This is a genomic window from Citrobacter braakii (genome assembly GCF_002075345.1).
GTDB lineage: Bacteria > Pseudomonadota > Gammaproteobacteria > Enterobacterales > Enterobacteriaceae > Citrobacter > Citrobacter braakii.
This window is the reverse complement of sequence record NZ_NAEW01000001.1, coordinates 445,240-459,360: the sequence shown is the minus strand read 5'-3', so window position 1 is coordinate 459,360 and position 14,121 is coordinate 445,240. Positions and strand designations below refer to the sequence as shown.

Sequence of the window (14,121 nt, the reverse complement as noted above, 5' to 3'; positions counted from 1 at the left end):
GTCATTTTCTACCGTTAGATCTTGATGAATATAATGAAAACCCTCGACGTGGTCGCCGCTATCATTGAGCGTGATGGCAAAATTTTACTGGCTCAACGCCCGCAGCATGCGGATCAGTCAGGTATGTGGGAGTTTGCTGGCGGTAAGGTTGAGCCGGGGGAAAGTCAGCCAGAGGCGCTGGTCCGTGAACTGCGTGAAGAGTTGGGCATCGAGGCGGTCGTTGGACGCTACATTGCCAGCCATCAACGCGAGGTTTCGGGCCGACTCATTCACTTACATGCCTGGCATGTACCGTCATATCAGGGGGAGCTGAAAGTGTATGAACATCAGGATATCGTCTGGTGTTCAACCGAAGAGGCGCTGCGTTATCCGCTGGCGCCTGCCGATATCCCGCTATTAAAAGCGTTTATCCTTTTACGCGACGCCAGACCAGCGGATTCGTGCTGATCGTTTTATCATCACGCTGGCACTGAAGCAAAACGCCATCCGCTTTAATCACCGCCCCTTCTGAGTAGTTTTGATCCTGATAAATACAGCACTGACTACAGGGTTGCGCCCGCTGACCGCTGGAACTGAACACTTCCGGCGGGACATTCACCTGCACGTCCGGGCGATAGAGCTGATTTGCCAGCGTCGCGCTGGACACCAGTGCCAACGCTCCTGCCATGATTATACGGCGCATATTCTTTCCTTTTTGACTGACAGCTATGCTCAGTATAACGGTATAAACCGGCAGAAACTTTAGCCCTTGCCATCATCGCTTTTGGTTATGACCCACGCCGCAATATTAATTTACTTAGCGCGGTTAATTTTTTCTTGCGTCCCGTCACACTGCTGATGTTATAGTCAAAAACTGCAAAACACTTAACACAAAAATCAAAAATATAACCATATCAATACATAAGAGGTACTTATATCTATGGATCAGACACGTTCTCTGGAGTCATTCCTTAACCATGTGCAAAAGCGCGACCCGAATCAGACCGAGTTCGCGCAAGCCGTTCGTGAGGTAATGACGACACTGTGGCCCTTCCTCGAGCAAAACCCGCGTTATCGTCAGATGTCGTTGCTGGAACGTCTGGTTGAACCGGAGCGCGTGATCCAGTTCCGCGTCGTCTGGCTGGACGATCGCAATCAGGTGCAGGTCAACCGCGCGTGGCGCGTGCAGTTTAGCTCCGCCATTGGCCCATACAAAGGCGGGATGCGTTTCCACCCTTCCGTGAACCTGTCGATCCTGAAATTCCTTGGCTTCGAGCAAACATTTAAAAACGCCCTGACCACGCTGCCAATGGGCGGGGGTAAAGGCGGGAGCGATTTCGATCCGAAAGGTAAAAGCGAAGGCGAAATCATGCGTTTCTGCCAGGCGCTGATGACCGAACTGTTCCGCCATTTAGGACCCGATACCGATGTTCCGGCGGGCGATATCGGCGTAGGCGGTCGTGAAGTCGGCTTTATGGCCGGGATGATGAAAAAACTGTCCAACAACAGCGCCTGCGTTTTTACCGGTAAAGGTCTCTCTTTCGGCGGCAGCCTGATTCGCCCGGAAGCTACCGGCTACGGTCTGGTGTACTTCACCGAAGCGATGCTCAAACGCCATGGTCTGGGCTTTGAAGGCATGCGCGTGGCCGTCTCTGGTTCCGGTAACGTGGCGCAATTCGCCATTGAGAAAGCCATGGAGTTTGGCGCGCGAGTAGTTACCGCCTCCGATTCCAGCGGAACCGTGGTCGACGAAAGCGGATTTACCAAAGAAAAACTGGCGCGTCTGTGCGCGATCAAAGACAGCCGCGACGGCCGCGTGGCGGATTACGCCCGCGAATTTGGCCTGACCTATCTGGAAGGCCAACAGCCGTGGTCGGTTCCGGTTGATATCGCCCTGCCGTGCGCCACCCAGAACGAACTTGATGTCGATGCGGCACGCGTGCTGATCGCCAACGGCGTGAAGGCTGTCGCCGAAGGGGCAAACATGCCTACCACCATCGAGGCCACCGATCTGTTCCTGGAAGCGGGTGTATTGTTCGCGCCGGGTAAAGCGGCCAACGCGGGAGGCGTAGCAACATCCGGTCTGGAAATGGCGCAGAACGCCGCACGTCTGGGCTGGAAAGCGGAGAAAGTGGATGCGCGCCTGCACCACATCATGCTGGATATTCACCATGCCTGCGTCGAGTACGGCGGCGAAAGCAAGCAAACCAACTACGTACGTGGCGCCAACATCGCGGGATTCGTGAAAGTTGCCGACGCGATGTTGGGCCAGGGTGTGATTTAATTCAGATCTATTGTTCCCGTCGGCTTGATGCGGCACACATGCCTTATCCAGCCTAAGAGCGCACTACAGGCCCGCCTCTTCAGATGGCGGGCTTTTTTTCGCCGTGCGTTTACGCGGCGCGCTCTTTTTCTTGTCACCACCACTACTACCCGGTGCGGCAATACCACGGAAGCGTCGTACCGGCGTGCTGCGCGCCTGATCGATTAGCTGATACAGCGTCCCCACCAGCGGCTGCATGAAATCCTGATATCGACACTGCTTTTCGCTGATTTGGGTCAGGATAGATTCCCAGTGCGCGGTCATATCCGGGCGCGTCGCCATTTCAGGCAGCGAATGAAACAGCGCTTTTCCGGCATCGGTAGAATGGATATAGCGCCCCTTCTTCACCAGGAAACCACGCTTAAACAGCAGCTCGATAATCCCGGCGCGCGTCGCTTCCGTTCCCAGTCCGTCCGTTGCGCGCAGGATCTTTTTCAGATCTTTATCCTGCACAAAGCGCGCGATTCCGGTCATCGCTGACAGCAGCGTGGCATCGGTAAAGTGCCGCGGAGGCTGGGTCTGTCGTTCAACCACTTCGCCTTTTTCGCACAGCAGCTCGTCGTCTTTTGCCACCACCGGCAGCGGCGTCCCGTCGTTATCTTCGTCGCGCTCTTTGTTGCCAAGCAGCGTACGCCATCCGGCCTCCGCCAGAAAACGGGCTTTGGCGACAAACTTACCTTTCGCGATGTCCAGCTCAATAACGCACTTCCTGAATACCGCATCCGCGCAAAACTGCATCAGATATTGACGGGCAATCAGGTTGTATATCTTCGCTTCATTATCGTTCAGGTTGATGGACGAACTGCGCGCGGTTGGAATGATGGCATGGTGGGCATCCACTTTTTTATCATCCCAACAGCGGTTTCGCGTATCGGGATTGACCGCCGGTTGCGGAAGCAGATCCGGCGCATGGACACTAATCGCGTTCAGCACCGCGTGACGTCCGGCAAAGTGTTCTTCCGGCAGATAACGGCTATCCGAACGCGGATAGGTGATCAGTTTATGGGTTTCATACAGCTTCTGGCAGATATCCAGAACGTTTTGCGCACTTAAGCCAAAGCGTTTCGCCGCTTCAATCTGCAACGCCGACAGCGAAAACGGCAGCGGCGCGGATTCTGATTCCCGTTTATCGTTATAGCTGGTGACGATCGCCGGCTGACCGTTAATGCGGTTTACCACGTGTTCAGCCAACGTGCGGTTTAGCAAGCGCCCTTCTTCATCCTGATACGGCTCACACGCTTCGCTCGGCTGCCAGATAGCGGTAAACCGCTCATCGGCGGGCGTCACGATATGCGCCTTTACCTCGAAGAAGTCTTTGGCAACGAAGTTTTCAATCTCTTCATCGCGACGCACAACCAGTCCGAGCACCGGCGTTTGCACGCGCCCGACCGAAAGTACGCCCTGATAGCCCGCGTTACGCCCCAGAATGGTATAAGCGCGCGTCATGTTGATACCGTACAGCCAGTCCGCCCGCGCTCGCGCCAGTGCCGACACGCAAAGGGGGATGAACTCACTGTTGGCGCGCAGACGCTCAATCGCCCGCTCGACGGCCTGCGGGTTGAGGTCGTTAATCAGGCAGCGTTGCACCTGCTGGCGCTTTTCAGGGGCCAGTTGCAGGTAATCCAGCACTTCATCCACCAGCAGTTGTCCTTCACGATCGGGGTCACCTGCGTGAATGACTTCACTGGCCTCATGCAAAAATCGCTTAATAACGTTGAGCTGTTTGGTCACCGAGGGACGCGGCTGCAGTTGCCACTTTTCCGGGACAATCGGCAGATCAACCAGACTCCAGCGAGCATAACGACTGTCGTAGGCATCTGGCTGCGCCTGTTCAAGCAGGTGACCAATACACCAGGTCACCACTTGCCCGTTTCCGCATTCGATAAAACCGTCACCTTTGCGATGCGGCTTCGGCAGCACATCGGCGATAGCGCGCGCCAGACTCGGTTTTTCGGCAATAAACAATCGCATCGAGTTAACGGATCTCAACCATGGCGCGACCGCCACGAGCTTCCACTAACTCACCAATCGCGGTGAGGTCGATGCCAAACTGCGCCGCTGCCGCTTTAACTTCGGCTTCAGCTTCCGGCGTTACCGCTAACAGCAGACCACCGGAAGTTTGCGGATCGCAGAGCAGATCGCGAACCGACTGCGGCATTTCACCCATCAGGTGTCCGTAGCTGGCAAAGTTACGCTGGGTACCGCCCGGCACCGCGCCCTGCGCGATGTATTCTTCAACACCTGGTAGCTTAGGAATAGCCTGGTAGACGATCTGCGCCTGAACGCCGGCCCCCTGACACATCTCGCTCAGATGCCCCAGCAGCCCAAAACCGGTAACGTCGGTCATGGCTTTCACGCCGTCGATATCGGCAAATGCCGCCCCGGCAATGTTCATCCGGCACATCACTTCCGTCGCCAGCCCTTTGTGCTCGTCCTTCAGCAGCGATTTTTTCTCTGCGGTGGTCAGGACACCAATACCCAGAGGCTTGGTCAAAAACAGCTTGCATCCCGCCTCGGCGGTGCTGTTTTTCTTCACGCGCTCAGTTGGAACAACGCCGGTTACCGCAAGACCAAAGATAGGCTCAGGCGCATCGATAGAGTGCCCCCCCGCCAGCGCGATACCCGCCTGACGGCAGGCAAAGCGTCCGCCTTCGGTTACTTCGCGGGCAATTTCCGGCGCCAACTTATCAAGCGGCCAGCCCAGGATAGCAATTGCCATAATCGGTTTGCCGCCCATGGCGAAAATATCGCTGATGGCGTTGGTGGCGGCGATGCGGCCAAAATCAAACGGATTATCGACAATCGGCATAAAGAAATCGGTGGTGCTGATTACGCTGGTGCCGTTTCCCAGATCGTATACAGCCGCGTCGTCGCGGGTTTCATTACCCACCAGTAAGTTTGGATCAACAAACTTCGCCTGCTCGCTGTGCAGGATGGTTTCCAGCACTTTTGGGGAAATTTTACAACCGCAACCGGCTCCGTGGCTGTATTGCGTTAAACGAATAGCTTGCTCGCTCATGGACATCTCCTGTCATTGCAATCCGGATATGGTAGCGCTCATTCCATGATGTGGTAAGAGTGACTGTCTGAATTCGGGTGCCTTTGCTCATAATCCAGACAGTTTTGCCGTTGATATCAGAAATAACGGACGAATGCGCTCGGATCGGCAAGGGTAATCGTCGTGGATGCTTTCAACTGTGGTGTGCCCAGATAGAGAAAACCGACGATTTTATCCTGTGGGCGACAGTCAAACGCTTCGCGGACGACCTCACTTTCGGTTAATGCGCCACTGCGCCAGATACCGCCAAAGCCCTGGGCAATGGCAGCCATCTGCATGGCCATCACCGCACAACCGGCAGACATTTCCTGTTCCCATAGCGGAACCTTGTCGTTTGCTTCACATTTCGCCACCACGGTAATAATCAGCGGTGCGCGAAACGGCGCGCTGCGCGCTTTTTCCTGGGCCTTCTCATCGCTGCCAGATGCAATAGCGCCTTTTTCAAGCACGGCGGCAAAGCGTTCACGCCCTTCGCCCTCAATGACAAAGAATTGCCACGGTTGCAGCGTTTTGTGGTCCGGCGCGCGCATTCCCGCGCGCAGAATATTTTGCAGTTGCTCTCCTGCCGGGGCCGGTTCGACGAGACGAGAGGCGCTACGACGGGTCATAAGTAATTCGAGTGCATCCATTTGCTTAACTCCAACAATGAAATTTATTCACAAAATTAACACGTGAGCGGATTTTGTTACAGCACAGGCGGTGATTCCTGCTGACAAGTGCCTGTCGGGTCATTACGATAGCCTCATCTTATCGCCTTTCTCCGGGATTTCGGGGTGGCGTGTTGTTAATTGGTAGGGAGAATACATGCGAACCCTGTGGCGATTTATTGCCGGATTTTTTAAATGGACATGGCGATTACTCAATTTCGTCCGTGAATTTGTGCTTAACCTGTTCTTCATCTTTTTGGTGCTGGTTGGCGTGGGCATCTGGATGCAGGTCAGCAGCAGCAACACCAGCGAACACGCTGAGCGAGGCGCGCTGCTGCTGGATATCTCCGGGGTGATTGTCGATAAGCCTTCGAGCACCAGTCGTTTAAGCGTTATTGGTCGTCAGCTGTTTGGCGCCAGTTCCGATCGTCTGCAGGAAAACTCCCTGTTCGATATCGTGAATACGATTCGCCAGGCAAAAGATGATCGCAACATCACCGGCATCGTGATGGATCTGAAAAATTTTGCCGGGGCAGACCAGCCTTCCATGCAGTATATCGGCAAAGCACTGCGGGAATTCCGCGACAGCGGTAAACCGGTCTTTGCCGTGGGCGATAACTTCAGCCAGGGGCAGTATTACCTCGCCAGTTTTGCTAACAAAATTTACCTCTCTCCGCAGGGTTCCGTTGATCTGCACGGCTTTGCCACCAACGGTCTGTACTACAAGTCCCTGCTCGTTAAGCTGAAAGTTTCCACGCACGTATTCCGCGTCGGGACCTATAAGTCTGCCGTAGAGCCGTTTATCCGCGATGATATGTCTCCTGCCGCGCGTGAAGCCGACAGTCGTTGGATCGGCGAGCTGTGGCAGAACTATCTCGACACGGTCGCCGCCAACCGCCAGATCCCAGCTCAGCAGGTGTTCCCTGGCGCACAGGCGATGCTGGACGGTTTGACGAAGGTCGATGGAGATACGGCGAAATATGCGCTCGACAACAAACTGGTGGATGCACTCGCCTCCAGCGCCGAAGTCGAAAAAATGCTGACCAAACAGTTTGGCTGGAGCAAAGCGGATAAAAACTATCGCGCCGTCAGCTATTACGATTATTCGCTGAAAACACCGGCGGATACCGGAGACAGCATTGGCGTTATCTTCGCGAACGGCGCGATTATGGACGGTGAAGAAACCCCAGGAAATGTGGGGGGCGACACCACTGCCGCACAAATCCGCGAAGCACGTCTCGATCCGAAAGTGAAAGCTATTGTACTGCGCGTGAACAGTCCTGGCGGCAGCGTCAGCGCCTCGGAAGTCATTCGTGCTGAGCTGGCTGCGGCAAAAGCGGCGGGTAAACCGGTTGTCGTGTCCATGGGCGGCATGGCGGCCTCCGGTGGCTACTGGATCTCCACCCCAGCCAGTTACATTGTGGCGAACCCCAGCACTTTGACCGGTTCAATCGGGATCTTTGGTGTGATCAACACCGTAGAAAACAGCCTGGGTTCCATTGGTGTACATACCGATGGCGTGGCCACTTCCCCGCTGGCGGATATCTCCATCACCAAAGCGTTACCGCCTGAAGTGCAGCAAATGATGCAATTGAGCATTGAAAATGGCTATAAGCGCTTTATCACGCTGGTCGCGGATGCACGTAAGACAACCCCTGAGCAGATTGACAAAATCGCGCAGGGTCACGTCTGGACCGGTCAGGATGCGAAAGCCAACGGACTGGTAGACAGCCTCGGTGATTTTGACGACGCCATCGCGAAAGCGGCTGAGCTTGCCAAGCTGAAACAGTGGCACATTGCGTATTATCAGGATGAACCGACATTCGTCGATATGATAATGGACAGCATGTCAGGCTCCGTTCGCGCCATGCTGCCCGAAGCTATTCAGGCCATGCTCCCGGCGCCGCTTGCTTCTGCGGCCAGTGCAGTTAAAGCGGAAAGCGATAAGCTGGCCGCGTTTAACGATCCGCAAAACCGATATGCGTTTTGCCTGACCTGCGCCAACGTTCGCTAACAATTGCCCCCTCTTCGGGATGAAGAGGGGTTTTCATTGAGACAGAAGAAAAGTCATGCAAAAGAAATCGATTTACGTTGCCTATACCGGCGGTACCATTGGTATGCAGCGCTCAGAACAGGGTTATATTCCTGTTTCTGGTCATCTCCAGCGTCAACTGGCATTGATGCCTGAATTCCACCGCCCGGAGATGCCAGACTTCACCATCCACGAATACGTCCCGTTGATGGATTCCTCCGACATGACGCCGGAAGACTGGCAGCATATTGCGGAAGACATTAAAGCACACTACGACGATTACGATGGTTTTGTCATTCTGCACGGCACCGACACCATGGCGTTTACGGCTTCAGCGCTCTCTTTTATGTTGGAGAACCTGGGTAAACCGGTAATTGTGACAGGGTCACAAATTCCGCTGGCAGAGCTACGTTCAGACGGGCAAATCAACCTGCTCAATGCGCTGTACGTTGCGGCAAATTACCCGATCAATGAAGTAACCCTGTTTTTCAACAATCGACTGTTTCGCGGCAACCGTACCACTAAAGCGCACGCCGATGGCTTTGACGCCTTTGCCTCACCCAACCTTGCGCCGCTACTGGAAGCCGGGATCCACATCCGTCGACTGGGAACACCGCCAGCACCGCACGGCGCAGGTGAACTGCTTGTTCACCCTATTACTCCACAACCGATTGGCGTAGTCACCATTTATCCAGGTATCTCCGCTGATGTGGTGCGTAACTTCCTGCGCCAGCCGGTGAAAGCGTTAATTTTGCGCTCCTACGGCGTGGGCAATGCACCGCAAAATAAAGAGTTTCTGCAAGAACTTGAAGATGCGAGCTCACGTGGCATTGTGGTGGTGAACCTGACCCAGTGTATGTCCGGCAAGGTAAACATGGGTGGCTACGCGACGGGTAATGCCCTCGCCCACGCTGGCGTGATTGGCGGCGCGGATATGACTGTCGAAGCCACGCTCACCAAATTGCACTATTTACTGAGTCAGGGACTGGATGTGCAGAGCATTCGTAAAGCTATGACGCAAAATCTGCGCGGCGAGCTCACCCCGGACGAATAAAGGAGTCTATGCCCATGGCCCGAGCCTTACTGTTGGTCGATTTACAAAATGACTTTTGTGCCGGCGGCGCTCTCGCTGTTCCGCAAGGCGACAGCACAATCGAGATTGCCAACCGTCTGATTGACTGGTGCGCCCTACGCGGCGACACGGTTGTTGCCAGTCTGGACTGGCATCCGGCTAATCACGGTAGTTTTGCCAGCCAGCATCAGGTCCCCCCCTACAGTCAGGGACAACTGGATGGTCTGGCGCAAACGTTCTGGCCCGATCATTGCGTGCAAAACAGCGAAGGAGCGGCCCTGCATCCGCTGCTGAACCAGCGTGCGATAGCGAAAACCTTCACCAAGGGCGAGAACCCGCTGGTCGACAGTTACAGTGCGTTTTTTGATAACGGTCGTCGTCAGGCAACCGCGCTGAACGCCTGGCTGCTCGAACACCGTATTGCTGAGCTTATTATCATGGGTCTGGCTAGCGACTATTGCGTTAAATTCACCGTTCTGGATGCCCTCGATCTTGGTTATACCGTCAGCGTTATTACCGACGGCTGCCGTGGCGTCAATATTCAACCCCAGGACAGTGCAGAGGCGTTTATGGAAATGGCCGCAGCGGGCGCAACGCTGTATACGCTTGATGACTGGCTGGAAACCCATCGCTAATTGATGTCGACAGGATCCCCCCCTGTCGGCACGTTATCTCAAGCCAGTGTCGAAATCTCCTCCAGCGAAATTTTGCGTGTTTCGATGCCAAAGCAAAAAAGAATCAGCGCGCACAGCACCAGCATTATGCCTAGCACGATAAAGACCGTAATCGAGCCGTAGCGGGTCAACAAGATAGCGACGCCATAGGGCGTAAATACTGCGACAATTCTTCCCACGGCATTCACAAAGCCCGATCCCCGCAATCTAAGGTGTGTGGGCCACAGTTCGGGGACATATACCGCAGAGGCAAAGCACACGTACATATACAAAAAAAAGATCATCACCAGCCCATAGCTCAAAATAGCCCACTCTTCGGTTTGAATCGAATAGAAATATCCGAGCAGCGCGATAATAATCAACAAGAATGAACCAAACAATCGACGTGGAAAACGATCAATAATCAGTGTGGCAATAAATATCCCAACGGGTGCGCCAATCATAATTATCGCGGTCATAAAAATAGATTTCGTCACATCGATTCCCGAGTTAACAAAAATCGTCGGGATCCATACCGTAATGGTATAGAGCGAAATATTCATCGCGATAAGCACGGTGATTGCCACCAGCGTACAACGCAACATCGGCCCTTTGAACAAGAGCCAAAATGAATCACTTTCCGTGCTTATATCCGCCGTCAGGCAATCGCTATGGCAGGAAGGTAAAGTGATGTTTTTTTCTTTCTGAATTTGCAGTTCCACCTGTAGAAGATGTTTTTCAGCTTCGTTTCTCTTTCCTTTGCCAGCCAGCCAACGAGGAGATTCAATATAATACTTTCCCGACAGATACCATGCTAAGAGCATCGCCATGCCACCGAGTAAAAACATCATCCGCCAGCTTAGAAAGGCGATAATCACAACGCCAATCGCCGCTGAAAGCATCGGCGACCAGTTGCCGACAAACGACAGGCGAGCAGACCACTTCCCACGCACCCCGGGCGGAATAAATTCAGTAAATGAGGCATAGCCCACCATAATCAGCGCACCCATTCCGCTCCCCATTAGGAAGCGGAAAAAGATAAGCCAATACATGTTAGGCACAAACGTTGCCGCACAGGCAGAGACCCCGACGATCAGCAAATTGAAGCGGAACGCTTTGCGTCGACCAAGATAATCACCAATAAAGCCACCGGTTAGTGAGCCAATAAAATAGCCAAACATCAGAGCCGAGGTAAACGCGGCGTTGAGGTAATTATTTGACCAACCGGTACTGACTAATTTTGCCAACACCACATTCCCGGAATAGCTGAGAAAACCGGTGACTAATAAACTAAAACTGATAATGCCGAAAATACGAAAATGAAATCGAGATAAAGGCAAGCGATCTAATCTTGCACCGATAGGGTCACATTGTTCCATCTGGATGCCTCAAATTAAGCTAAATAGAAAGTATGGCGATCGCGGCAGAAAAAATCTCACCGCGCCATCCATCATCATTAGATTCTTATGGCATTTTCCAGGTGCAAACTAAAATAATATCGACACGACCCACGTTAAAATTAATATACGAGTTGAATATTATTTTCTTTGCAAAATGCAATCCACTCTGCACCCGGTGCCTTATTGGTTATTAGGTAATTAATATGGCTAAAGTCCACGAGCTGGACGAACGCTTTACGATCGAACTTAGAATGATCAACCAACAGAGCCACCTCGGTCGCCTGGCGGATCATCGTCTTTTTGATTTCCGCTTCCGCTTCGTTAGAGTCAAGCGCTCCGCTCTGCATATCCAGACCTTTGCAGCTCATCACCAGGATATCAACATGATAGCGGCTGATAATCTCCTTGGTGATCCTTCCCTGAAGCGACAGCGTATTCTTATTTAATTCACCGCCAGTAGAAACAACGTTAATTTCTGACTGTGCAAGTTCATGAAAAGCTTCAGCCGAGTTGGTCAGTAGCGTCAGATCGTTTCTTTCCTTCAACAGTTTCAATAATTCCATCGCGGTACTGCTGGCGTCGGCAGCCATGGTGGTCTTATTTTTAATGAACGGTAATGCATTACGGGCAATGATCTGCTTTTCTTCAAAAAAAGATTTTGCACGCTTATAAAAATGGATATTGTCGGACAACGCGGTTGTATTGAGTACAGCACCGCCATATGTTCGGGTCAAAAAACCTTCATCTTCCAGTTTTTCCAGATCGCGGCGAATCGTTTCTTCAGTCACCTGAAAGATCGAACTTAAATTAGATACCGCTACTTTCTTATCATTCACCACCATTTGCTTAATGGCCTGAATCCTGTCTTTTGCCGCCACGATGACACCTCTGTTTGCTGCAAAGTAATAATAAGACCCAAGTATCTCACAGGCCATGTTTATTTTCAAAATAACATGTCTGAATCACAGATTTTAGTGCTATTTTACACAGAAACAGAGGTGAACCCCATTTGGCTTATTTTGTATCCAACGCCTCAGCCATTCGCCTCATCAATAAAGAATCATCATCGGTCAGGGGAATCGTTAACGCCTGAACATTATCACGGACCTGTTCAGGTGCGGTTGCGCCGCTCAGCAAGGTGATTAAATCGCTTTGCTTTAAAATCCACGCCAGTGCCAGCGCGGGGATTGTGCAGCGGTATTTTTCGCACAACGGCCGCCATTGCTCAAGCATGTCAATCACCCGTAGCATATTGTCTCGTTGGAACCAGACTTTGTTGGCCCGCGCCCCGCCAGGGACATAATCGCGATCAATAGTTCCGGTCAGTAGACCCTGCTCAAGCGGTGAATATACCTGCACCACGATGCCATGCTGCTGACATAACGGCAGCAGTTCAGCTTCCAGTGCCCGGTCAAGGATGCTGTACTTGGCCTGGATGATATCCAGCTCACCGTGTTTGAGATACTCCCTGATATGTTCCGCATCGACGTTAGCCGCACCGATAGAACGAATTTTCCCCTCTTTCTTGAGTGCGTTTAGTGTATCGACCGTTTCCGCAATCGGCGTAAAACAGGGTTCGACCGACTGCCAGTGGGTCATGTAGATATCAATGCTCTCAATACCCAGTCTTTGCAGACTGGCATCCACCTCTTCGCGAATCGACTCGGGTGTGAGATTTTTATACAACTGCCGGTCGCCCACTTTGTTAAACAAACTTCCTGTTCGCTCCCAGACGATGCCGCATTTGGTTTCAACAACGATATCGTTACGCGGCAGTTTTTTCAGCGCCAGCCCGACAATCACTTCACTATTGCCGAAGTTGTAACCTGGCGCGGTATCAATCAAATTAATACCGCAGCGATGCGCCTCAACAATGGTATCAATACAGACCTGCAGATCGAGATCGCCGTTCCACGCCGGACCGCCGCCAATCGCCCATGTGCCTAATCCCATGCGGGAAAGCGTAATATCCGTACTGCCTAAAGGAATCATTTTCATCTGCCGCTATTATCCTTCATATTCATCGAGAAGTTGTTCAACCAGCTTTCTGTTCTTCACACCCGTCGTGGCCCCTACGCTCAAAACCGATATGGCCGCCGTTGCATTAGCAAACAGCGCGCACTCACGCAGTGTTTTGCCTTCAAGCAGCGCGGAAATAAATCCCGAGGCAAAATTGTCTCCCGCGCCGATAGTGTCGATGGCGGTAATTCCCGAAACGGCTGGAACCTCGATTTTCATATCGACACGTTTGATAAAGCAGCCTCTCTTGCCGGTCTTAATCACGACTGTTTTCACGCCGCAGTTCAGGAAACTGTCGGCAATGTCATCCAGCGTCTCTTTCCCGGTGAGCAGTTTGGCCTCCTCAAAATTAGGAAACAGATAATCCACGTAGCTCAATGCCTGTCGAATATCTTTCAGTGTTTCATTAAGCCGCGGTTTTATCATATCCGCACAGATAATTAACCGATGCGCTTTCGCCTGAGCGAAAATTGCCGTCAGTGCATCGCTATCCAGTAACGGGCTATTAAAAATACTCGCCAGCGACAGCAGCTTTGCTTGAGAGAAGCGGTCAAAATCAACATCGCTGATATTCAGCTTCCACAGGCTGCCGTTACGGTTAGTCACGAAAGTACGCTCGCCATCGGCGGTGACTAATCCCACGTTAATAGATGTATCAATTGCGGCATCCTGCTTCAGGCTCTGAATATCTATATTCTCCCGACGACAGTGGTCGAGAATAAAATGACCTGCTGCATCAGCACCTACCCGGCTCATTAACGCTGTACGATGACCGAGACGAGAAATAATAGTCGCTTCATTAATTGCGTCGCCGCCGGTTGTCATCGCTATTCTTTCTAACGGATAAGAATCAACATCAAAAATATTTTTACTCACCGGCTGTAAGGGAATATCAACAATAGCTGCCCCTATACAAATAACCTCGATATTATCCATGT

13 protein-coding genes are annotated in these 14,121 nt (G+C 52.4%); 5 read left to right on the top strand and 8 right to left on the bottom strand.

Annotation, left to right across the window (positions count from 1 at the left end; genetic code table 11):
* Positions 1–33: 33 nt before the first annotated feature.
* Positions 34–447, top strand: coding sequence for a pyrimidine (deoxy)nucleoside triphosphate diphosphatase (locus BZK42_RS02435; RefSeq protein ID WP_080858699.1), 414 nt, complete (start codon positions 34–36; stop codon positions 445–447).
* On the opposite strand, the gene BZK42_RS02430 is transcribed toward BZK42_RS02435, so the two are convergent.
* Entirely contained in the window at positions 407–682 is a 276-nt protein-coding gene (locus tag BZK42_RS02430) for a YnjH family protein (protein ID WP_016152834.1), read from the bottom strand. The genes BZK42_RS02435 and BZK42_RS02430 overlap by 41 nt on opposite strands.
* 237 nt (positions 683–919) lie before the next feature.
* Here BZK42_RS02430 and gdhA point away from each other — a divergent pair, with 237 nt between their 5' ends.
* A complete protein-coding gene (gdhA, locus tag BZK42_RS02425; protein ID WP_016152833.1) occupies positions 920–2,263 on the top strand; it encodes an NADP-specific glutamate dehydrogenase in 1,344 nt (447 codons plus the stop codon).
* Positions 2,264–2,326: 63 nt separating this feature from the next.
* Here gdhA and topB read toward each other — a convergent pair whose 3' ends face one another.
* From topB to BZK42_RS02410, 3 genes are all read right to left on the bottom strand, one after another.
* Positions 2,327–4,273 (bottom strand): DNA topoisomerase III, encoded by a 1,947-nt coding sequence (gene topB / locus BZK42_RS02420; RefSeq protein ID WP_019076618.1) that lies wholly within the window; start codon positions 4,271–4,273, stop codon positions 2,327–2,329.
* Between the two features lie 4 nt (positions 4,274–4,277).
* Entirely contained in the window at positions 4,278–5,321 is a 1,044-nt protein-coding gene (gene selD, locus BZK42_RS02415) for a selenide, water dikinase SelD (RefSeq protein WP_016152831.1), read from the bottom strand.
* Between the two features lie 116 nt (positions 5,322–5,437).
* A complete protein-coding gene (locus BZK42_RS02410; protein WP_016152830.1) occupies positions 5,438–5,989 on the bottom strand; it encodes an NAD(P)H nitroreductase in 552 nt (183 codons plus the stop codon).
* Between the two features lie 175 nt (positions 5,990–6,164).
* Between BZK42_RS02410 and sppA the strand changes: the two genes are divergently transcribed.
* From sppA to pncA, 3 genes are read left to right on the top strand one after another with little or no spacing between them, the layout of a single operon-like run.
* Positions 6,165–8,021 carry a signal peptide peptidase SppA gene (gene sppA / locus BZK42_RS02405; RefSeq protein ID WP_080858698.1) on the top strand — a complete coding sequence of 619 codons (1,857 nt, stop codon included), beginning with the start codon at positions 6,165–6,167 and terminating at the stop codon, positions 8,019–8,021.
* 55 nt (positions 8,022–8,076) lie between these two features.
* Positions 8,077–9,093, top strand: coding sequence for an asparaginase (gene ansA / locus BZK42_RS02400; protein ID WP_080858697.1), 1,017 nt, complete (start codon positions 8,077–8,079; stop codon positions 9,091–9,093).
* A gap of 14 nt (positions 9,094–9,107) precedes the next feature.
* Positions 9,108–9,746: a bifunctional nicotinamidase/pyrazinamidase gene (gene pncA / locus BZK42_RS02395; RefSeq protein WP_080858696.1), complete on the top strand. Its 639-nt coding sequence runs from the start codon at positions 9,108–9,110 to the stop codon at positions 9,744–9,746.
* A gap of 38 nt (positions 9,747–9,784) precedes the next feature.
* Here the strand turns inward: pncA and BZK42_RS02390 are convergent, their stop codons facing one another.
* The 4 genes from BZK42_RS02390 to BZK42_RS02375 form a co-directional block, all read right to left on the bottom strand.
* Entirely contained in the window at positions 9,785–11,143 is a 1,359-nt protein-coding gene (locus BZK42_RS02390) for an MFS transporter (protein WP_080858695.1), read from the bottom strand.
* Between the two features lie 140 nt (positions 11,144–11,283).
* On the bottom strand, positions 11,284–12,042 hold the full coding sequence (locus tag BZK42_RS02385) for a DeoR/GlpR family DNA-binding transcription regulator (protein ID WP_016152825.1): 759 nt from the start codon (positions 12,040–12,042) through the stop codon (positions 11,284–11,286).
* A 136-nt stretch (positions 12,043–12,178) separates the two neighbouring features.
* Positions 12,179–13,162: an NADH-dependent methylglyoxal reductase gene (gene ydjG, locus BZK42_RS02380; protein ID WP_065554659.1), complete on the bottom strand. Its 984-nt coding sequence runs from the start codon at positions 13,160–13,162 to the stop codon at positions 12,179–12,181.
* A gap of 9 nt (positions 13,163–13,171) precedes the next feature.
* The gene (locus BZK42_RS02375; protein WP_047358601.1) at positions 13,172–14,119 is read right to left on the bottom strand and encodes a carbohydrate kinase family protein; all 948 of its coding nucleotides are present in this window, start codon (positions 14,117–14,119) and stop codon (positions 13,172–13,174) included.
* Between the last annotated feature and the right edge of the window lie 2 nt (positions 14,120–14,121).